Origin of the sequence: Bacteroides sp. 51, assembly GCF_010500965.1 — a bacterium.
Classification (GTDB): domain Bacteria; phylum Bacteroidota; class Bacteroidia; order Bacteroidales; family Bacteroidaceae; genus Bacteroides.
This window is the reverse complement of sequence record NZ_QVMI01000026.1, coordinates 1-19,498: the sequence shown is the minus strand read 5'-3', so window position 1 is coordinate 19,498 and position 19,498 is coordinate 1. Positions and strand designations below refer to the sequence as shown.

Genomic DNA, 19,498 nt, shown 5'->3' with positions numbered 1-19,498 from the left:
CAGATTAACGCAGATAATCCTCGTTTCAAACCTTCTTTAACTTTTGCCTAAAACGAAGATACAGCATAATTCCGGCACTGGTCAATCCAAACGGGAAGGCCATCCAGACTCCAAAGACACCCCAGCCCAGTACAAATCCGAAGATATAACCCGCCGGGAGGGAAATAATAAAATAAGCTATAAAAGCTATAATAATCATCGGTTTCACGTCCGATATCCCGCGTAACGCATTGGCAAAAGTGATCTGCAAACCATCGCCAAACTGATACAATAAGAAAGGAAACATCAGCGTAACAACCATTGCACTTACCTCCTCACTATCGGTAAACCAACTGCCTAAATAATTCCTTAACGAGAACAGGAGCACGCAGAAGATAACCGCCATCGACATAATAATATGAAATCCCGCATACGCTGACCGGCGCACATTCACCCAATCATTCTGCCCGCGGAAATTGCTTACCCTGACAGCGATAGCCGCTCCCATGCCGTAATACATAAGGAAAGCAAACGTCGAAATGGTAATCATCACCTGATGCGAAGCCAAAGCAATCGTCCCCAACCAACCAATCATAACAGCACTCAGGCTGAATGAGGCACTTTCCATTCCCATCTGCAAGCCAATAGGCCAGCCCAAACCATTTAATTCCCTGAAAGTCGCCTTTGAGAAACCCAGACGCTTAAACCCAATCTGGAAAGGAATGAAACGGCGGCTATAGAAGAAGATCAATGCAAATACAATGACCATCACAATGCGCGAGAACAGGGTACTTACTCCCGCTCCAAGCAACCCCATCTCCGGAAAGCCGAACTTTCCGTAAATCAGAAGATAGTTACCTATTATATTGAGCAGGTTACCCCCCAGCAGAATCCACATGGCCGTTTTTGTATCTGTTATCCCATCCGTAAACTGCTTAAAGCCATTGAATATCATAACAAATATCAGCGATGCGATCAATACCAGGAAGTAAGGCTTAATCAGAGGAATCAGCTCCTCGGGTTGCCCCAGATGCTCCACATTCCAATACACAATAAGCATGATAAAAGTAATAAGCACCCCAACCAGAACGTTAGCCCACAAACTACACTTCAATGCCTGCCCGGCTTCTTCAAAACGTTTTCGCCCAAACAATCCGCCGACTATGGGGGTCAGCCCGTACGAGAAGCCCGTACAGAAAATGATAATCAGGTTAATGACATTGTTCACAAAAGAAGCAGCTCCAAGGCTCTCGGTATTGTAATGTCCCACCATCAACGTATCCGCAAACCCAAGAATAATCACCCCCAATTGCCCAATAACAATGGGGAGTCCTAAGTAAATCAATGCTTTGTAATGCTGCTTATAATCTCTAAACATTATTTTTCAATTTATAAAGCGAAGAGTTGGGTTCTTAATAAACCGCAGAGTTACCCAGAGTTGCGCAGAGGCATAAGTTAACGTTTAAAACTCTGCGTTAATCTGCGTAACTCTGCGGTTAAATCTTACTCTTATAATAAAGTATACTACAATTCTCCTTCCGGAAAGCTGTTTGCGCCACCTCTTTTAATTGCCCGGCAGTAACAGCCCGGTATTTCTCAACTTCCAGTTCCAGATCTTCTGCCCGTCCCAACAACTCATACCAAGCCAGGTTTGTTGCCACAGCCATATAATTGATATTGCCGAATATGTAGGTCGACTCAAATTTATTTTTTACCTTTTCCAGTTCAGATGCATCAATACACTCGTCCTGAAGCAGCTTTAACTCTTCCCATACAGCCGCTTCGGCTTGTTCCAACGACACACCGGGAGCAGGTTTACCAATCACATGGAATAACCCCGGGTCAATACTACCCGATATATGCGCATCGATACTAGAGAATATGCGCCTTTCCTTGATCAAGCGCTGCGTCAACCGGCTCGATTGTCCATTGCTCAGGATATCGGAAAGGATATCGAACGCAAAATAATCCGGATCGTAGCGGTCGCACATATGAAACACCATAAACAGCGAATCCAATGGTACAGGGCGTTCTACCGTCAACCGGCGTTCCTCCGTTTGTACCGGTTCTGCCGGAATCTGTTTGGCCGGCACATCGCGGTGGGGTATCGGGCCAAACCACTTCTCTGCCAATGCCACGGTTTCCTCAAAAGAAATATTACCCGTTACGGCCAGCACCGCATTGTTCGGAGCATAAAACCGGAAAAAGAAGTCTTTTACTTCTTCCAGTGTCGCATTCGCAATATGAGATAGTTCCTTCCCGATGGTAGGCCACTGGTAAGGATGCACCCGATAGGCCAATCCTCTTAGTAAATGCCCCACATCACCGTAAGGCTGATTCAGGTTGCGCTGCTTGAACTCCTCTATCACTACTCCTCGCTGCACCTCCAGACTTTTGGCGCTAAAGTCAAGACTCAACATCCGGTCGGACTCCAGCCAGAAGCCGATTTCGACATTCTGCCTGGGGATAGTCAGGTAGTAGTTCGTGATATCGTTGTTTGTCCACGCATTGTTCTCACCGCCGGCCAGTTGCAAGGGTTCGTCATAGTCGGGAATATTCACAGAACCACCGAACATCAGATGCTCGAAAAGGTGGGCAAACCCGGTATGATCGGGATGCTCGTCGCGGGCCCCTACATTATAAACAATGTTAAGGGCCACCATCTGGGTGCTGTCATCCCGCAAATGAACAATCCGCAGGCCATTAGCCAACGTATGTTTCCGGATATTCATTAGAGGATGGTAACCTTTTTAATCCGTACATCATCTTCCGGACGGTCGGCACGGTCGGTCTTCACCTGTTGGATAGCATCTACCACGTCCATGCCTTCAACCACTTCGCCGAATACGGTGTAGCCGTTGTCCAGATGCGGAGTTCCGCCAACTGTAGTGTAAGCCTCGATTTGTTCTTTTGTAAATTGGAAGTCGGGTTGCTTGGCTGCTTCGGCCTCAGCTTCGGCAAGCAACTTATCTTGCAGGTTGTACAAACCTTCTTCGTCATTCTCCTTACGCATCTTGTAGATTTCCTTCATGTGTTTCTGCGCCAATCCGTTGAAGATGGTATTCAGTTTATTCTGATTCTGGCTTTGTTCCATAGCAACCAACGTAGAGTCATTGTACACCTTTCCTGTAACAATATAGAACTGGCAACCCGAGGATGCTTTCTCCGGATTAACCTCATCACCCTGACGAGCGGCAGACAGAACGCCTCTTTTATGGAAATATTGCGGATATACAAACTCGGCAGGTACGGTGTAGCCCACATCGCCCGAACCCAGCATCTTACCTTTAGGTGCATTCTTTGAATCAGGGTCGCCGGCCTGGATCATAAAATCTTTAATCACACGGTGAAACAGCGTACCGTCATATGTTCCGTTCTTAGCCAGTTTTATGAAATTATCTCTGTGCAGAGGGGTTTCGTCATACAGTTTCACAGTGATATCGCCCATCGTTGTTTCAATCTTCAACATGGTTCCTTTCTGATTTTCCATTGTTACGTTTTCTTTCTTTTTTCCCGATTGGCAAGAGGTAGCTCCGGCAATCAGTATGGTTAATAGTAAAATTATATTCTTTTTCATATTAGGGTGAGTTGATTATTCACCACAAAAGTACGATTTTAAATAAAACCTCTTACCTTTGCATGTGCAAAAGATTCAAAAAGCTACATGATGAAATCCATTCTCATCGTTGAAGACGATATTACATACGGCTTAATGTTGAAAACCTGGCTACAGAAAAAGGGATTCAATGTTTCTACGGAAAGTAACATCGCCCGTGCCAAAAAGCATATTGAAGCACAAGCGGCGGACCTGATTCTTTCCGACCTTCGCCTACCCGATAATGACGGTATCAATCTGCTGGAATGGACCATTCAAAAGGGAGTGAATATTCCGCTTATCATCATGACCAGCTATGCGGATATACAATCGGCTGTGCATGCCATCAAAATGGGGGCGAAGGATTACATTGCCAAACCTATCAATCCCGATGAACTTCTGAAAAAGATAGGGGAAGCGCTGCAAAGTCCAACAGCAGCACCACCCGCATCTACACCCCAAAGCGCACCAAAACCCGCTAATAGCAACGCCTTTCTGGAAGGCGAAAGTGATGCCGCCAAGCAATTATATAATTATGTAAGTCTGGTTGCGCCTACCAATATGGCGGTGCTTATTAATGGAGCAAGCGGAACAGGAAAGGAATATGTAGCGCACCGCATTCACCAACTCAGCAACCGGAAAGACCGTCCTTTTATTCCGATTGACTGCGGGTCAATTCCTAAAGAACTTGCCGCATCCGAGTTCTTCGGACATGTGAAGGGAGCATTCACAGGAGCATTAACGGATAAAACCGGAGCATTCGTTGCTGCCAATGGCGGTACGATATTCCTTGACGAAATAGGGAATCTGGGGTATGAGGTTCAGGTACAACTTTTACGTGCGTTGCAAGAGCGCAAGGTACGGCCGGTTGGCTCTAACAAAGAGATTGATGTAGATATCCGGTTGATCTCGGCAACCAACGAGAATCTGGATCATGGCATTGAAAAGGGTTCGTTCCGGGAAGATCTTTTCCACCGGATCAATGAATTCACGCTACATATGCCTAAGCTGAAAGACCGCCGGGAAGATATCCTGCTCTTTGCCAATTTCTTTCTGGATCAGGCAAATAAGGAACTGAGCAAACAAATCGCAGGTTTCGACAGCAAGGCTGCCAGTGCTATACAGGAATACCACTGGCCGGGCAATCTACGGCAGATGAAGAACATCATCCGCCGGGCAACGTTACTTGCAACAAGCGAATTCATTACTCTAATGGAACTGGGAAACGAACTCTCTGAACCAACTACATCAAATACCAGTAACATAGCGCTGCGCAACGAAGATATCGAGAAAGAACATATCCTCGAAGCTCTACGCCAAACCGGAAATAATAAAAGTAAAGCGGCCAAACTATTGAACATTGACCGCAAAACGCTATATAATAAGCTGAAACTCTACGATCTGGACAAGTGAGGCGATTGGTAGCACGCATTCCCCACAAACCTGTGGAATAATTCCACACCCCATTCCACAGTTTCCACACTTTTCTACACCCCCCACAAGTGTGAAATCACGCTAAACCACTCGATTACAACCGATTACCCATTCCCTCTTTTCTTTGGCACACCATTTGGATAATTATTAGTGTAGCAATTTGAATATTTATCATAGAAACAGTAATAATATTTTTTAAACACTCAAAAGACCAATGATTATGAAAAAGTTAATGTTATTAGTTGCAGTATTTATGCTAGGTAGCACAGGTATTACATTCGCTCAGGAACCAGTTAAGACAGAAAAACCGGCTACTGAACAAACAGAAAACAAAGAAGAAGCTAAAGAAGAGGCAAAACAAGAAGCTCCGGCTAAAGAAGAAACAAAAGCAGAAAAACCTGCAACAGAAGAAAAAGCAGCTGAGGCTCCAGCTCAGTCTGCCGAGTAATAGTAAGCACACACTATTAAGTAAAAAGCCGCCCCTCCTTGTCTATTCTGGGGGCGGCTTTTTCGTATATAACCATTCGTTGCTGAAAGATAACAAATACCCCCCTTATACAAAACATTTTAGTCCATTACCGAATGCATAAACTTGTTACTTTTGTGGCAGTATAAAAACGATTGACCACATTAAATGTAATAAGATGAAGAAACTTGTATTCTGTTTATTAATGCTTATCGGCACTCTTTCTGCCGTCTCTGCCCAATCCGGGTATACCAACCCTATTCTGAAAGGGTTCAATCCCGACCCTAGCATCTGCCGCGTGGGAAATGATTATTATATGGTGACCTCTTCCTTCGAATATTTCCCGGGATTGCCTATTTACCATAGCCAGGACCTGGTCAACTGGCAACAAATTGGGCATTGCCTTACCCGCGACTCACAACTCCCTTTGCATAAAGTCAATGCTTCGGGCGGACTGTTTGCACCTTCTTTGCGATATCACGACGGTTTGTTTTATGTAATCTGTACCAATGTCAGTCATGGGGGTAACTTCTACTGCACTGCTACCGATCCTGCCGGGCCATGGGGTGAACCTATCTATGTAGGCATCAACAGCATAGACCCCGATATCTTTTGGGATGAAGACGGACGGACTTACTTCGTTACCCAGGGCGACGAGGCCATCCGTGTAACAGAGTTCGACATCAAAACCGGTACAGTCCTGTCCGAAGAACGTAAAGTTTGGGGAGGCATTGGGCAACGTTTCCCTGAAGCGCCACACATTTACCGAAAGGATGGCTATTATTATTTAATGATTGGCGAAGGCGGAACGGAATATGCCCACAGTGTAACCATTGCCCGTAGCCGCCATATTTACGGACCTTATGAATCTTGTCCACTGAACCCGATCCTGACCCATTGCAACCGCATCGGACAAGGGAATCCGATACAAGGTGTTGGGCATGCCGACCTGATACAAGCTACAGACGGCTCCTGGTGGGCAGTCTTCCTCGGTTTCCGTGTTACCCAAGTGTATTCTTATTACCACATCCTGGGAAGAGAAACCTTCCTTGCACCGGTAGATTGGCCTACGAACGGCTGGCCGCAAATCAACGGAAATGGTACGGTAAACTTAACGATGAATGTACCGACTCTACCCTTGAAGCCTTTTGCTCCTGCACCCACCCGCATTGAGTTCGACGAAGATAAGCTTGGCTTTGAATGGCAATACCTGCGTAACCCTGTCCGTGAAAACTATTCGCTGAAAGAGAAGAAAGGACACTTGATGATTAAAGCATCTCCTTATACATTGGACGAGGCCGAATCTGTCTCTTTTGTTTCCCGCCGCCAGACGGAGCACGACTTTATAGCCGCCACTACCATGACCTTCCAACCCAAGGCAGATACCGATGAGGCGGGACTGACTCTTATCCAGAACAATACCCACCACTACGATTTGCGATTAATAAAGAAAGGCAACGGGCATGTTATCCAATTGCGTGTACGTGCCGGGAGTATAGACTATATTGCTTTCGAACAACCCATCAGCAAATCGGAAGTGGAACTCAAAATTGAAGGTGCCCCGCTGTATTATACGTTCTATTATAAAGAAGCGGGAAGTAATAGCTACAAGAAACTGGGCGGTATGGATACCCGCTACCTGTCTACCGAAGTAGCCGGAGGATTCACCGGGGTAATGATTGGTATGTATGCTTCATCTGGTGGAAAGAAAACCGGAACAAAGGCTTACTTCGATTGGTTTGAATATAAGGAAGGAAAGTAAATAGTATAACTATATATTAACAAACGAAGTTTTCTTAAACTTCTTCCCCCTTACCCCCTCCAAAGGGGGATAAGCTGCGCAATAAAGCGTTGCCGCAAGGTATCCCCCTTTGGAGGGGGTAAGGGGGAGGAGGTTTAAGAAAGCTCTATTTACTTATATGTTGTTAGTCAAACTTAAACCCATTCCACAAACTATCATTCGGAACCGGAGCAGTTAAGTCCAACTCCTCTTTCGACACCGGATGAGTGAACCGGACATTCCGTGCGTGCAGGCAAATACTACCATCCGGGTTGGAGCGTGGGAATCCGTACTTCAAATCTCCTTTAATCGGACACCCCATCTTTGCCAACTGACAGCGTATCTGATGATGCCTTCCCGTTTTCAGATCTACCTCCAACAGATAGTAATTATCCGATCGTCCTATGACCCGATAGTCTAGAATGGCTTTCTTTGAATTAGGCACTTCCCTGTCATACGCATAGCTTTTATTCTGCTTTTCGTTGCGTACCAGATAGTGCACCAACTCGCCTTCTATTTCTTTGGGCGCGTTCTTTACTATAGCCCAGTATGTTTTCTTCACCGTCCCGAGCCTAAACATCTCATTCAATCGGGGAAGCGCTTTACTGGTCTTCGCAAAAACAACAAGACCACTCACGGGTCTGTCCAGGCGGTGGGTAACACCAATGAAGACATTTCCGGGTTTCTGATACTTCTCTTTCAGATACTGTTTTACGGTTTCCGAAAGCGGGGCATCGCCCGTTTTGTCTCCCTGCACAATTTCAGAGCTGGCCTTATTGACTACGATAATATGATTATCTTCGTATACGACGGTCATCTTACATGTTCATACCACCGCAAACGGGAATCACCTGTCCGGTAACATAAGAAGACAAATCAGATGCCAGGAAAGTAGCTACGTTAGCCACATCCTCGGGCGTACCACCACGGCGTAATGGAATTGATTTTGCCCATTCCGCTTTTACTTCGTCAGTCAGCTGATCGGTCATTTCGGTAATGATAAATCCGGGAGCGATAGCGTTGGCACGAACACCACGTGAGCCTAGTTCTTTAGCGATAGACTTAGCCAAGCCAATCATACCAGCCTTCGAAGCCGAGTAGTTACATTGTCCGGCATTGCCCGATACACCTACCACAGAAGACATATTGATGATGCTTCCTGCTTTCTGGCGCATCATGATCGGTGTACAAGCGTGGATAAAGTTGAATGCCGATTTCAGGTTTACATTGATCACCATATCCCATTGTTGTTCGCTCATACGCATCATCAGACCATCGCGAGTGATACCGGCATTATTCACCAGGATATCAATCCGGCCAAAATCTTTATGTATTTCGGCTACTACACGGGCAGTATCTTCAAAGTTGGCTGCATTCGAGGCATATCCTTTTGCTTTCACACCAAAAGCTGCGATTTCTTTCTCTGTGTTCTGTCCGTTTTCGTCAATAGCCAGGTCGGTAAATGCGATATTAGCACCTTCCTGAGCAAATTTCAAGGCGATAGCCTTACCAATACCACGTGCAGCACCGGTAATCAGGGCTGTCTTTCCATCTAATAATCCCATAAATTTACTTATTTGTTGATTTCAGTTTTACGAAGTGCGCCAAGTACAAGGTTGGCGACATATTTTTTCCGGGTTTCCATATCCAGGTTGGCTCCAATGCGCCCCCGGATATAAGGCACCTCAATACCTTTCAAACAATAATGCATGATCTCGGCTGTCATAGCCACATCGTCCAGATGATATTCTCCGGCTTCCTGACCTTCTTCCAACACTTGATGAAACAATTGGATTTCTTTTGCATCAAATTTCTTACGCACCTTTTCCACTCGCCAGATGTCGCGGAAGAAGTTAGCACGAAGCGTACCGTTACGATACACCACTTCTTTCACCGCGTCTAGGCGGGTATAGATGAGTTGAAGGATTTTTTCTTCGGGAGAAATATTACGTGTCAGCACACGACTCATTGTTTCGGAAAGCATATCCAACTCGGATTCAACCACCGCCATATAGATATCTTCCTTACTTTTAAAGTAAGTATAAAGTGTCCGCCTTCCTTTTTTGGAAGCTACTGCTATGTCATTCATGGTAGTGTTCTCCACTCCCATCTTAGCAAATAGCTGACGGGCAACGTCTACTAACTTAGCTTTAGTTTTGGATACGGCCATAAAAGTTGCACAGTTCTGAATAATATGAGCAAAAGTAATGCTTTTATATAAACAACACAAGAAAAGAAAGATTTAATTAACATTTCTGATTAACACATTTTCAATATGCAAAAGCCGGTAAACCCGCCTTATTACCTGCCTTGTGAACAACTCTACCCGATAGGTTGTTTACTATATGAGTCTCCGGTGAACGGAGCAGGACAACTATTTTTTTGTATTATTTAAATCCTGAACAATTATGAGCGCACAACGTGATAGGCTGGAACTTGAAATATCAGAAGCTAAAGAAAGATTAAAAAACATGCCTAATGATACTCCCGAAGAGATCAGAAAGCAAATGAAGGAAGAATTAGTGCAATTGGAGTTCGATTTGAACAACTTTGTAGACGAGGACGATAATAACGATTAGCAACAAACGTTAAATATGCATCTTTTTTCGTTGTATATCCGACTATAGGTTAGCCACTTACCCCATTAACACTAATAATATGACATAAAAAAGGTTCAGGAATATTTGCTTTTCAAATATAAAGCAGTACCTTTGCACTCACAATATCGCGGAGTGGAGCAGTTGGTAGCTCGTTGGGCTCATAACCCAAAGGTCATCAGTTCGAGTCTGGTCTCCGCAACTAAAAGGCATCTAAATCAACAGATGCTTTTTTTGTTTATTATTCATTATTATACAGAAAAATCAACTGTATTAAATTCAAATTTCTATATTTGTATTGATCAGTAATTATTCTTATGCCAAAGTTCGGAAACAAAAGAAGTATAGCGACTTATTCAGCCTCTGAACGAAGAGCTTTACAAGCTAAAGCTGCCGCTAATGCCACAGCATCGAAAGCTGCGGCCGAGAACTTTTTAAAGAAGGCAGGTATTCTAACTCAAAAAGGAGAAGTATCTGCTTACTACAGCAATAAATCTAAATGAGTAAACAAACACTCTATTCTAAACGCCCTAATTTAATTTTAGGTTTCCATGGATGCGAAGAAACAACTGCAAAAAGAATTGTCTGTGCAGAAGACTACCTAAAGCCAAGTATAAACGATTATGACTGGCTAGGAAATGGGATGTATTTCTGGGAGAACAATTATGAACGAGCATTAGAATGGGCTAAACGAAGTTCTAAAATAGAAAAGCCTGCCGTATTAGGAGCGGTAATTGATTTAGGTTTTTGCATGGACCTTATGGATTCCGAATTCTTAAAAGAACTAAAGAAGGCGTATGATACTCTGAAGAAAACAATGGAACTCGCCGGACAACCAATGCCCACCAACGAGGGAAGAACCCCTGATAAACTATTAAGAAAATTAGACTGCGCTGTTATTCAAACCGTTCATGCAATGAATGAGCTATCAGGAGAGAATGTTTCTTACGACTCTGTTAGAGGTGTTTTCTGGGAAGGAAGCGAATTGTATCCAAATGCATTCTTCAAAGAAAAAAATCATATTCAGATTTGTGTGCGCAATCCAAACTGCATAAAAGGATATTTTTTACCTCGCGTTATTGACAAGAACTTCATTGTTCCATAGTTATGTAAAATGATTATTTATTTCTTTGATTCAATACATTATTTATCGCTTTGCAATCTTAACGCTTTTAACCCACTCTTTTTTCCCGCAACATAAGCTACATACGCCCTATCAGTTTGATGCAAATCTGTAACATATAAAGGATGATTCAAGCAAAATAAATCTGCTTGAAAAGTATCCCCTTCTCGCAGTTTGCTATTGCTTTGGCTTATATTTCTTATTATGCAAACTTAAAAACGCACCATACACACTGATTTCCAGAAGATTATATTTACCACAATCTAACATCAGTATGTAAAAGCATTTACTGCAGTGCGTAAACGCCTTTACCTCAGCATGTAAAGGCATTTACGTCGGCATGTAAAGACATTTATCTCCGTATGTAAACAGATTCTCCTCAGTACATGAATAAGCGATTAAACAAAGCAATTAAAAAGTAGTCAAGGTACTGTCTATTTATTTGCCTACTTAGCCCCAGTAGTACTCCTCTACATAGCCATCGAAGTATTCATTTTGATGCACACCCAGTTCTTTGGCCAGTGCAATGACCTGCTGTTGTTCGGCCGGTAGCAACAAAGTTTCTCCCTTTCGTTTCTGATAGTATCTTCTAATACTCCAAAGGTTTATTAACCGTCGGCGGAACACGCCCGACACACGAACCGGCAAGGACCCCGTAGTACATGTAAACCCTTTGGCATAGCGTATCTTCTCATTCGAGAGATAGTATTTGCACTTTTTCGTCATCGACATGATCATTTTCGGATTTAATAAAAGTAGCGAAGTCGTACTTGCGGGAAGGTTTTCATAAGCAATCTGTCGAAGGCAGGTAGTAGCATGAGAACAATCGCCAGAAACACACAGGCTTAAGCCATGGGGGACGTTTAAATTATTGTAAGTTTCTTTTTTCATAGTATTAAGTAAGTTTCTTTTTTCATAGTATTAAGTAAGTTTCTTTTTTCATAGTATTAAAATAGAATCAATCCTTTATTTCGTTCGATCGCAAATCGGACAACTTTGTTTGCTGCAAAGATAAGCTGAAAAAGGAAAAAAATGAGCCATAATCGCATATTTTCATTATATTTGCAGATAGTCGGAAGGATTCCCCCAACTGAAAGTCCACATTCCCCCAGATATGGCATTTCATTTCCGGACGGCCTTTAGTGAATCATTTTAATACTTAACACACCATGTCTTTTATTGTCATTCTACTCAGTTTGGCACTGCTCATAGTGCTTATTTCCTATTTCAAGGTCAACGCCTTTCTGGCATTCCTGTTCGTATCCATTCTGGCCGGATTAGGCTTGGGGATACCATTGGGAAATCTTCCCGCTTCGATTACACAAGGTATCGGAAGCATCATGGGAAGCCTTACCCTTATCATTGTTCTGGGAGCGATGCTTGGCAAGCTCGTCGCCGAAAGTGGAGCCGCACGCAAAATTGCCGATGTGATGGTGGGTGCATTCGGAACAAAAAACATTCAATGGGGATTGATGATCACGGGGTTTATCGTAGGCATTCCCCTGTTCTACGGTATTGGTTTCGTGCTGCTCGTTCCACTGATTTTCTCCGTTGCCTATCAGTATAAATTGCCGGCTGTGTACATTGGCCTGCCCATGCTGGCTGCACTGTCGGTTACACACGGATTTCTCCCGCCGCACCCATCGCCCGTTGCACTATCGGCATTGTTTGGAGGCGAACTCGGAATTATTCTGATTTATGGATTAGTCATCGCTATTCCCGCCATCATCATTGCAGGTCCAGTATTCTGCCGCTCGCTGAAAGGAATAAAAACCGGAAACGTCACCCTGTTTCAACAAAAAGAAACGGACGATAGCAAACCGCTACCCGGCAAGTTCAACAGTATTCTTACCGCAACGCTACCCGTATTCTTGTTAATATTGGTTACAGTCATCCCCTATTGTTTTCCGGGAATGAACGAAACAGTGGCCAGAATCGTTTCCTTCATAGGCGACCCGTCTATTGTTATGCTGATCGCCGTTGTTTCGGCAACCTATACGCTGGGGCTAAAGCTGGGCAGAAGCATCAAAGAAGTAATGGGTATATACGAAGATGCGGTTAAAGACATCGCCATGATCCTATTGATCATCGCCGGGTCGGGCATCTTTAAACAAGTTATGGAAGATAGCGGAGTAAGCGGAGAACTGGCCACTTCGCTGATGCAACTACCCGTACACCCGCTTATCCTGGGCTGGCTCATTGCCGCTATTATACGCGGTTGCGTGGGTTCTGCCACGGTTGCCGGACTTACGGCGGCAGGAGTGCTGATTCCGTTGGTTACCCAATCGGGCGTCAACCCTAACCTCATGGTATTGGCGGTAGGTGCCGGAAGCCTGATGTTCTCGCACGTCAACGATGCCGGATTCTGGATGTACAAAGAGTATTTTAATTTAAGTATGAAAGATACGCTCCGCTCCTGGTCGGTCATGGAAGCCATTGTCTCCGTCGTGGGACTGGGAGGAGTGTTGATTTTAAGTTTTATCATCTAAATATAAAAAGTTATGTTTAACGCAGACGAAAATTTCGAAAAGCTGGGACTAAATCTCCCGCCCGCTCCATCGCCCCTTGGAGTCTACAAACCTTGCCTCATTGATGGGAAATACCTCTATCTGTCCGGTCATGGTCCGGTACAAGACGATAAATCCCTCATCATCGGCCGTATTGGAAAAGACATCACGCAGGAAGAAGGCAAACTTGCAGCCCGTCAGGTGGGGCTGACCATGCTATCCACCATCAAGGCCAACCTGGGCAGCTTGAATAAAGTAAAACGAGTAATCAAAGTTCTGGGCATGGTAAACTGTACGCCCGAGTTTGAACGCCATCCATATATCATCAACGGTTGCAGTGAACTATTTGCCGCCGTATGGGGCGAGGAAAACGGTGTAGGCACCCGCAGCGCTGTGGGCTTCGGTTCATTACCCGATAATATTCCTGTGGAGATAGAAGCGATATTTGAGATTTACGATTAGACGATTTACAATTTACGATTGAAATTACTTTCTTCGCAGTAATTTTAAACGATACATTTAGTTATCTCAATCGTAAATCGCAAACTGCCTAATCGTAAATAAACTAACTTCAATCGTAAATTATTAAATCGTAAATCATCCTCATGCTTGCCTGGTATCAAATAAAGAATGTAGAACGCATCGACTCGCCTGCGCTACTGGTCTACCCGGACCGGGTGCAGGAAAATATCAACCTCGTTATTGATATGGTTGAAGGCAATGTCGAACGCTTGCGTCCGCATGTAAAAACGAATAAAATAACCGAAATATGCCGGATGATGCTATTATCGGGCATCACCAAGTTTAAGTGCGCAACCATTGCCGAAGCAGAAATGCTTGCCATAGCCGGTGCACCCGATATCCTATTGGCCTATCAACCTGTAGGACCTACGATACCCCGTTTATTCAATCTGCAAAAGGCATACCCAAACACCCGGTTCTCTTGCCTGGTCGACAATGAGATCCCCGCCCGCGAACTTGCTTCCGCTTGCCGGGAACGAGGAACAACGCTACATATATACATAGATCTCAACGTAGGTATGAACCGTACCGGCATCCTACCGGCAGACGCCAGGGCACTTGCCGAAAAATTACTGGAACTCGAACCACTCCATCTGGATGGGATTCATGCCTATGACGGACATATACACGCCCGGGATTTTGAAATAAGACAAGAAGAAGCCTTACTGTCTTATTCCACCAGCAGACAACTGCAAGAAGAGCTAGAATCACTCACCGACGAACCGCTAACACTCATCATAGGAGGTACCCCCGCCTTTCCTATCCATGCGGGCCATACGGACTGTGAGTGCAGTCCCGGGACATTCATATTCTGGGATTGGGGGTATAGCCAAATGATAGAAGAACTGCCCTGCAAATTTGCAGCCTTGGTTCTCACCCGCGTAATCTCCATCATCGACCAACACCACATCTGTGTTGACCTCGGATACAAAGCCGTTGCCGCAGAAAGTCCACTCCCTCGCGTGCACTTTCTGAACGCACCATCGGCATTGCCCGTAGCCCACAGCGAAGAGCATCTGGTACTCGAAGTGACCGACAGTGGAGAATACCCTATCGGAACGCCGCTATATGGCGTACCCGTACACATCTGCCCCACAGTGGCGCTACACGATAGAGCGCATATCATACACGAAAACCAACTCCGGGAAACCTGGGAGGTAATCGCCAGAAAACGCTTTATCAATTACTAAAACAAGAAATGAACAGTTACACATTAAAACTTAACACACCATGAACAAACCCTTAATTGTCGACGCACATCTCGACCTGAGCATGAACGCTCTGGAATGGAACCGGGATTTGCGCGAACCCATTGAAGAAATCAACCGCCGGGAAGAAGGCATGACCGATAAGCCCGACCGGGGGAAAGCCACCATTTCATTTGCCGAACTACGCAAAGGTAATGTCGGACTGGTAGTAGCCACACAAATCGGCCGCTACGTTGCTCCCGATAACCCACTGCCCGGCTGGCACTCGCCCGAACAGGCGTGGGCACAGACCCAAGGACAACGCGCCTGGTATGAAGCCATGGAAGAAGAAGGACAAATGATCCTGATCAAAGACAAAGCCGGACTAGAGAAACACCTGGCATTATGGTCGGACGGACAGCCAAACGACGACAAACCTATCGGCTACGCTTTCAGTATCGAAGGTGCAGATTCATTTATAACTCCGGCGTATGTAGAGAGAGCATACGAATATGGATTAAGAGCAGTTGGCCCGGCGCACTATGGTCCCGGAAGATATGCCAACGGAACAGACTCATCCGGCCGACTCAATAGCATGGGACAAGAACTACTCGGGCGCATGGATGCCCTGAACATGATACTCGATGTAACCCACCTGTGCGACGATGCTTTCTGGCATGCACTCGAAATCTACAAGGGAAACATCTGGGCAAGCCACAACAACTGCCGCAAATTCGTGAATCATAACCGCCAGTTCAGTGACGATATGATCCTTGCACTTGCCGAACGCGATGCCGTAATCGGAGTAGCACTGGATGCCTGGATGATGGTTCCTAACTGGGTTAGAGGTGTATCAACCCCAAAAGGCATGAACTGCAATATGGAAATCATGGCAAACAACATTGATTATATTTGCCAGCTGACTGGCAACGCTAACCATGCGGCTATCGGCAGTGATCTGGATGGCGCCTTCGGCCGTGAACAATGTCCTTACGACCTGGAAACGATAGCCGATCTGCAGAAAATCGTCGGAATATTGAAGAACAGGGGATATAGTGATGAAGATATCGAGAAAGTTACCAATGGAAACTGGATTCGCTTTATGAAGAGAGCGCTTTAAGCTTGTTTTTCAATAAACGAAGGCACTCCCCATCTCACACACTATCCGGGGGAGTGCCTTTTTCAAGCTATATATTGGGATCAATTAATTATTATCCATTATAATCTCAGCCTTATTTCTCAACTTCAGTTCAAGTCTGGCCTTCTCATCTTTTGGCTCCCATAAGATTCGGCCGAAATTTCCATCAGGTACATAATAATGATGTTCACCACGCCCAATGATATGCAACGTTGCAATTTCCGAATTATCAAATTTATTCCAACCGATCTTTTCTAAGCGCAATGTATTGATAGTTGTTTTATTACATTCAAATCCATCAACACTAACTGATAAAGAATCTATTATGCAAGAGTCAAGTTTTGTTGAATATGAAACTATATCCAACTCTTTCAATTCCATTTGATGGATTGAAAGTCCCATTCCCCAATCAACAATAACCCGTTTCAGCCCTTTTCCACTTTCTACCTGAAGATGTAGGTTTTCCAAAGATATTCTTTCTATAAACGAATTTTCTCTTTTCAGACTATCGGGATGCGCAGTCACTTCAACCTCCAAAACACCATTCTTCTTGCTCAGTTTTACATAGTCCGATATAGGATAAAAGATTGTTGTCTTATTCTCCACAGATGAAGGATTAATATCTACCATACCTGAAGCGATAATATTATTATTACCACTATGCCTCGCTGGTACAAGTACCTTCAGTGTATGTATATCCTCAAAATCCATATTGGTGTATTCGCTTGAAAAATCAACTTTGCCAATGGTTTCGTCATAATTAACGAAGGTTGATCTTAAATAAATCAAGCTGGCAATACTCAGCACAAGACTGCCCAAGAATATACCAATCATTATATATGTTGTGCGTTTCATAATTCATTATTCTTTTTATTGTTCTTAATATATTCCTTATACATCTTCCCAATCTCATCTACCGGGATGCTCAGTGTATAAAGCTGCTTGAAGAAGTATTCAACTTCTTCTTTCAGAAAAGTTTCGCGTCGCAAGGATAAAATCAATTTAGCAGCACCTGCCGAAACAAAGTATCCAATACCTCGTTTATTGAATATGATATTCTGCGACTGAAGATACTCAAAAGAACGCATCGTCGTATTGGCATTTACTTCTACAATAGCTGCATATTCTCTGACCGAAGGAATGCGTTCCTCTTCCTTATAATGGCCTAATAGAATTTCATCACAAATCCTATCAGCTATCTGTAGATAAATTGCTTTACTTTCCTTAAAGTTCATAGTCTGTCTATAATCGGTTAATAATTTCTGACTCTTTAAAACGGAAGTAAGCCAACCCCCAGTTCAAGAGAATAAAGAAAATCCCTACGATATACATCAAAGTAGTAATAAACTCCTCTGGGTCAAAATCCGGATTGGGCATATTACGTGATGATGTGTTCTTGAATAACATTTCAGAAATGCCGCCAATAATCAAAGCATAAGCAGTCATAAGGGTAAAACCAGCCACAAAGGTTTTTATGAACGAATTCTTTGGCCATATCGAACTACCTAGTACAAAACAAGACTGGACAAAGAAATAACCCACAATAAATAATCCCTTCGCCCTACAAGTTGTATGGGGAAACAAAGCATACTCACCATCCGTAGCAAACAAATATCCAAAATCAGCAGCCACAACATTCTTCTCCGGATAACTCAAAGAATAAAGCAGAACGCGGGTATAATCGGCCAACTTAAATGCAATTATAAATACCACAACATATACTAAAGTAGATATTAACCAACGCGAGAAGAACTTCTCAAATGATGTTGCAGGCGTCATTAGTACGGAAAGCCGGCTCGTTTTACTCTTCATTCTCTCCATAGTAAAGGAGGCGGCAAGGCAGCCGCAGATTAACCCCATCCACAGAAAAGTATAAAGCGAAACCTCCACCTGCTCGTCATAAGAGTACTGGGACTTATAATGATAATATCCTGACCATACAAAAATAACAACCATAACTCCAAACATCATCCCTACACGAAGCAAATTTGTTTTCCAACTCTCCACCATATCTTTACGACAGAGATCCATAAAGCGAGATAAACTAAATAAATTATCTTTCAACATAATCATTTCACATTAAGGTTAAACAATCCGGCTATCTCACTCGGTTTGGAAAGTGTTGCATTAAACAATAACTCCAGATTAATTTCCGACTCCTCACCCGTCTCATTCTTCATTATCAAGAAGTTACCCTGAACAGAAGGAGACGTAAACAAAGCCTCCTCTGATAAGGTACGGCTATCGCTTTCTGTAAAGAACAACTTTTCGCTGATACACGCAGTAGACTCATTCAATAACACCCTGCTATCTTCAATGATTACCACATGATCCAGAATCTTATCAATATCACGCACCTGATGCGTTGAGATAATTATTGTTTTATCGTCATTCATACCAGAAGCTATAAACTTTCTGAACTGACTCTTACCTGGAATATCCAACCCATTTGTCGGCTCATCCATTATCAACAGAGAAGTATTGGTAGCCAATGCGAAACTCATAAATACCTTCTTTTTCTGCCCCATAGATAAAGCACCCAGGTTTACATCCATCTCCATTTCAAAGTAATGCAGGTACTTGACCATATCCTCTCTACAAAAGTTTGGATAGAAAGGACTATTCAGTTCTACATAACTAACCAATGAAATGGGAGGTAATTCGAATTCCTCAGGAACAAGGAACATATCCCGCAGAGTTACAGGCAAACGACGTCTAACGTTAATGCCCTGATACAAAACACCGCCTGTTTTAGGAGTCAACAGACCTGTCATTAAATAAAGTAATGTTGATTTCCCTGCACCGTTTTTTCCAAGTAAGCCGTAGATTTTACCTCTGTCAAGAGATAAAGAGAAATCATTAAGAACGGCCTTTTTCGATTTACGATAAGTAAATGAAAGATTCTCTACTGTAATCATATAATTTAGATGTATTATAGCGTATTAGTTTAATAGTACACTGCAAATGTAGCGAATCTTTTTATATATGCAATAGATATTGAAAGAAAATTAGTATAAACACAAAAGCGGCAACGTGCCGCTGCGAAGTTCTATGCAGATAGGTAGTATAGGTATACAAAAAAGCCTCGTTATCTTTCCTTATCGGATCAATAACGAGGCTTCACTAAAACGGCAACTACCTACTCTCCCACTGTTACGCAGTACCATCGG

General features: G+C 43.7%; 21 protein-coding genes and 1 tRNA gene. 11 read left to right on the top strand and 11 right to left on the bottom strand.

The window, feature by feature from the left end; all coding sequences use genetic code 11:
* Positions 1-25 precede the first annotated feature (25 nt).
* From D0T87_RS17290 to D0T87_RS17280, 3 genes are all read right to left on the bottom strand, one after another.
* A complete protein-coding gene (locus tag D0T87_RS17290; RefSeq protein WP_163176379.1) occupies positions 26-1,357 on the bottom strand; it encodes an MATE family efflux transporter in 1,332 nt (443 codons plus the stop codon).
* 118 nt (positions 1,358-1,475) lie between these two features.
* Positions 1,476-2,711, bottom strand: coding sequence for a pitrilysin family protein (locus tag D0T87_RS17285; RefSeq protein ID WP_163176378.1), 1,236 nt, complete (start codon positions 2,709-2,711; stop codon positions 1,476-1,478).
* Positions 2,711-3,556, bottom strand: coding sequence for a peptidylprolyl isomerase (locus D0T87_RS17280; RefSeq protein ID WP_163176377.1), 846 nt, complete (start codon positions 3,554-3,556; stop codon positions 2,711-2,713). Before D0T87_RS17280 ends, D0T87_RS17285 begins: the two co-directional genes overlap by 1 nt.
* A gap of 90 nt (positions 3,557-3,646) precedes the next feature.
* Between D0T87_RS17280 and D0T87_RS17275 the strand changes: the two genes are divergently transcribed.
* The 3 genes from D0T87_RS17275 to D0T87_RS17265 all read left to right on the top strand — a co-directional run bounded on the left by D0T87_RS17275 (position 3,647) and on the right by D0T87_RS17265 (position 7,236).
* Complete coding sequence (locus D0T87_RS17275; protein ID WP_163176423.1) at positions 3,647-4,987, top strand: sigma-54 dependent transcriptional regulator; 1,341 nt, start codon at positions 3,647-3,649, stop codon at positions 4,985-4,987.
* Positions 4,988-5,228: 241 nt separating this feature from the next.
* Positions 5,229-5,456 (top strand): hypothetical protein, encoded by a 228-nt coding sequence (locus D0T87_RS17270; RefSeq protein ID WP_163176376.1) that lies wholly within the window; start codon positions 5,229-5,231, stop codon positions 5,454-5,456.
* 196 nt (positions 5,457-5,652) lie between these two features.
* Positions 5,653-7,236 (top strand): glycoside hydrolase family 43 protein, encoded by a 1,584-nt coding sequence (locus D0T87_RS17265; protein WP_163176375.1) that lies wholly within the window; start codon positions 5,653-5,655, stop codon positions 7,234-7,236.
* A gap of 163 nt (positions 7,237-7,399) precedes the next feature.
* Here the strand turns inward: D0T87_RS17265 and D0T87_RS17260 are convergent, their stop codons facing one another.
* Genes D0T87_RS17260 through D0T87_RS17250 form a run of 3 tightly spaced genes read right to left on the bottom strand, consistent with a single transcriptional unit; the run spans position 7,400 to position 9,424 of the window.
* Complete coding sequence (locus D0T87_RS17260; RefSeq protein WP_163176374.1) at positions 7,400-8,071, bottom strand: RluA family pseudouridine synthase; 672 nt, start codon at positions 8,069-8,071, stop codon at positions 7,400-7,402.
* Between the two features lies 1 nt (position 8,072).
* Positions 8,073-8,819 carry a 3-oxoacyl-[acyl-carrier-protein] reductase gene (gene fabG / locus D0T87_RS17255; RefSeq protein ID WP_163176373.1) on the bottom strand — a complete coding sequence of 249 codons (747 nt, stop codon included), beginning with the start codon at positions 8,817-8,819 and terminating at the stop codon, positions 8,073-8,075.
* A gap of 8 nt (positions 8,820-8,827) precedes the next feature.
* Positions 8,828-9,424 carry a TetR/AcrR family transcriptional regulator gene (locus D0T87_RS17250; protein ID WP_163176372.1) on the bottom strand — a complete coding sequence of 199 codons (597 nt, stop codon included), beginning with the start codon at positions 9,422-9,424 and terminating at the stop codon, positions 8,828-8,830.
* 238 nt (positions 9,425-9,662) lie between these two features.
* Here D0T87_RS17250 and D0T87_RS24280 point away from each other — a divergent pair, with 238 nt between their 5' ends.
* The 4 genes from D0T87_RS24280 to D0T87_RS17240 all read left to right on the top strand — a co-directional run bounded on the left by D0T87_RS24280 (position 9,663) and on the right by D0T87_RS17240 (position 10,956).
* The gene (locus D0T87_RS24280) at positions 9,663-9,833 is read left to right on the top strand and encodes a hypothetical protein (RefSeq protein WP_203558721.1); all 171 of its coding nucleotides are present in this window, start codon (positions 9,663-9,665) and stop codon (positions 9,831-9,833) included.
* Between the two features lie 147 nt (positions 9,834-9,980).
* A tRNA-Met gene (locus D0T87_RS17245) sits at positions 9,981-10,053 on the top strand.
* 115 nt (positions 10,054-10,168) lie between these two features.
* Entirely contained in the window at positions 10,169-10,354 is a 186-nt protein-coding gene (locus tag D0T87_RS24275; protein WP_203558720.1) for a hypothetical protein, read from the top strand.
* The gene (locus D0T87_RS17240) at positions 10,351-10,956 is read left to right on the top strand and encodes a hypothetical protein (RefSeq protein WP_163176371.1); all 606 of its coding nucleotides are present in this window, start codon (positions 10,351-10,353) and stop codon (positions 10,954-10,956) included. Before D0T87_RS24275 ends, D0T87_RS17240 begins: the two co-directional genes overlap by 4 nt.
* Positions 10,957-11,424: 468 nt before the next feature.
* Here D0T87_RS17240 and D0T87_RS17235 read toward each other — a convergent pair whose 3' ends face one another.
* Complete coding sequence (locus D0T87_RS17235; RefSeq protein ID WP_163176370.1) at positions 11,425-11,865, bottom strand: DUF6078 family protein; 441 nt, start codon at positions 11,863-11,865, stop codon at positions 11,425-11,427.
* Positions 11,866-12,143: 278 nt separating this feature from the next.
* On the opposite strand from D0T87_RS17235, the gene D0T87_RS17230 reads away from it, so the two are divergent.
* The 4 genes from D0T87_RS17230 to D0T87_RS17215 all read left to right on the top strand — a co-directional run bounded on the left by D0T87_RS17230 (position 12,144) and on the right by D0T87_RS17215 (position 16,310).
* Entirely contained in the window at positions 12,144-13,463 is a 1,320-nt protein-coding gene (locus D0T87_RS17230; protein ID WP_163176369.1) for a gluconate:H+ symporter, read from the top strand.
* Positions 13,464-13,475: 12 nt separating this feature from the next.
* Positions 13,476-13,943: a RidA family protein gene (locus tag D0T87_RS17225; RefSeq protein WP_163176368.1), complete on the top strand. Its 468-nt coding sequence runs from the start codon at positions 13,476-13,478 to the stop codon at positions 13,941-13,943.
* A gap of 143 nt (positions 13,944-14,086) precedes the next feature.
* Positions 14,087-15,193, top strand: coding sequence for a D-TA family PLP-dependent enzyme (locus D0T87_RS17220; RefSeq protein ID WP_163176367.1), 1,107 nt, complete (start codon positions 14,087-14,089; stop codon positions 15,191-15,193).
* A gap of 40 nt (positions 15,194-15,233) precedes the next feature.
* Complete coding sequence (locus D0T87_RS17215; RefSeq protein ID WP_163176366.1) at positions 15,234-16,310, top strand: dipeptidase; 1,077 nt, start codon at positions 15,234-15,236, stop codon at positions 16,308-16,310.
* Positions 16,311-16,394: 84 nt separating this feature from the next.
* Here the strand turns inward: D0T87_RS17215 and D0T87_RS17210 are convergent, their stop codons facing one another.
* The 4 genes from D0T87_RS17210 to D0T87_RS17195 are packed head-to-tail and all read right to left on the bottom strand — an operon-like array spanning position 16,395 to position 19,246.
* Positions 16,395-17,183, bottom strand: coding sequence for a hypothetical protein (locus tag D0T87_RS17210; RefSeq protein ID WP_163176365.1), 789 nt, complete (start codon positions 17,181-17,183; stop codon positions 16,395-16,397).
* On the bottom strand, positions 17,180-17,563 hold the full coding sequence (locus D0T87_RS17205) for a GntR family transcriptional regulator (protein ID WP_163176364.1): 384 nt from the start codon (positions 17,561-17,563) through the stop codon (positions 17,180-17,182). The genes D0T87_RS17210 and D0T87_RS17205 overlap by 4 nt, the downstream gene beginning before the upstream one ends.
* A 7-nt stretch (positions 17,564-17,570) precedes the next feature.
* Positions 17,571-18,395, bottom strand: coding sequence for a hypothetical protein (locus D0T87_RS17200; protein ID WP_163176363.1), 825 nt, complete (start codon positions 18,393-18,395; stop codon positions 17,571-17,573).
* Between the two features lie 2 nt (positions 18,396-18,397).
* A complete protein-coding gene (locus tag D0T87_RS17195; protein WP_163176362.1) occupies positions 18,398-19,246 on the bottom strand; it encodes an ATP-binding cassette domain-containing protein in 849 nt (282 codons plus the stop codon).
* Positions 19,247-19,498 lie beyond the last annotated feature (252 nt).

Excerpts from the sequence above, each read along its gene's own strand:
- D0T87_RS17290 (WP_163176379.1), bottom strand. The coding sequence starts at position 1,357 with ATGTTTAGAGATTATAAGCAGCATTACAAAGCATTGATTTACTTAGGA.
- D0T87_RS17285 (WP_163176378.1), bottom strand. The coding sequence starts at position 2,711 with ATGAATATCCGGAAACATACGTTGGCTAATGGCCTGCGGATTGTTCAT.
- D0T87_RS17280 (WP_163176377.1), bottom strand. The coding sequence starts at position 3,556 with ATGAAAAAGAATATAATTTTACTATTAACCATACTGATTGCCGGAGCT.
- D0T87_RS17275 (WP_163176423.1), top strand. The coding sequence starts at position 3,647 with ATGAAATCCATTCTCATCGTTGAAGACGATATTACATACGGCTTAATG.
- D0T87_RS17270 (WP_163176376.1), top strand. The coding sequence starts at position 5,229 with ATGAAAAAGTTAATGTTATTAGTTGCAGTATTTATGCTAGGTAGCACA.
- D0T87_RS17265 (WP_163176375.1), top strand. The coding sequence starts at position 5,653 with ATGAAGAAACTTGTATTCTGTTTATTAATGCTTATCGGCACTCTTTCT.
- D0T87_RS17260 (WP_163176374.1), bottom strand. The coding sequence starts at position 8,071 with ATGACCGTCGTATACGAAGATAATCATATTATCGTAGTCAATAAGGCC.
- fabG (WP_163176373.1), bottom strand. The coding sequence starts at position 8,819 with ATGGGATTATTAGATGGAAAGACAGCCCTGATTACCGGTGCTGCACGT.
- D0T87_RS17250 (WP_163176372.1), bottom strand. The coding sequence starts at position 9,424 with ATGGCCGTATCCAAAACTAAAGCTAAGTTAGTAGACGTTGCCCGTCAG.
- D0T87_RS24280 (WP_203558721.1), top strand. The coding sequence starts at position 9,663 with ATGAGCGCACAACGTGATAGGCTGGAACTTGAAATATCAGAAGCTAAA.
- D0T87_RS24275 (WP_203558720.1), top strand. The coding sequence starts at position 10,169 with ATGCCAAAGTTCGGAAACAAAAGAAGTATAGCGACTTATTCAGCCTCT.
- D0T87_RS17240 (WP_163176371.1), top strand. The coding sequence starts at position 10,351 with ATGAGTAAACAAACACTCTATTCTAAACGCCCTAATTTAATTTTAGGT.
- D0T87_RS17235 (WP_163176370.1), bottom strand. The coding sequence starts at position 11,865 with ATGAAAAAAGAAACTTACAATAATTTAAACGTCCCCCATGGCTTAAGC.
- D0T87_RS17230 (WP_163176369.1), top strand. The coding sequence starts at position 12,144 with ATGTCTTTTATTGTCATTCTACTCAGTTTGGCACTGCTCATAGTGCTT.
- D0T87_RS17225 (WP_163176368.1), top strand. The coding sequence starts at position 13,476 with ATGTTTAACGCAGACGAAAATTTCGAAAAGCTGGGACTAAATCTCCCG.
- D0T87_RS17220 (WP_163176367.1), top strand. The coding sequence starts at position 14,087 with ATGCTTGCCTGGTATCAAATAAAGAATGTAGAACGCATCGACTCGCCT.
- D0T87_RS17215 (WP_163176366.1), top strand. The coding sequence starts at position 15,234 with ATGAACAAACCCTTAATTGTCGACGCACATCTCGACCTGAGCATGAAC.
- D0T87_RS17210 (WP_163176365.1), bottom strand. The coding sequence starts at position 17,183 with ATGAAACGCACAACATATATAATGATTGGTATATTCTTGGGCAGTCTT.
- D0T87_RS17205 (WP_163176364.1), bottom strand. The coding sequence starts at position 17,563 with ATGAACTTTAAGGAAAGTAAAGCAATTTATCTACAGATAGCTGATAGG.
- D0T87_RS17200 (WP_163176363.1), bottom strand. The coding sequence starts at position 18,395 with ATGTTGAAAGATAATTTATTTAGTTTATCTCGCTTTATGGATCTCTGT.
- D0T87_RS17195 (WP_163176362.1), bottom strand. The coding sequence starts at position 19,246 with ATGATTACAGTAGAGAATCTTTCATTTACTTATCGTAAATCGAAAAAG.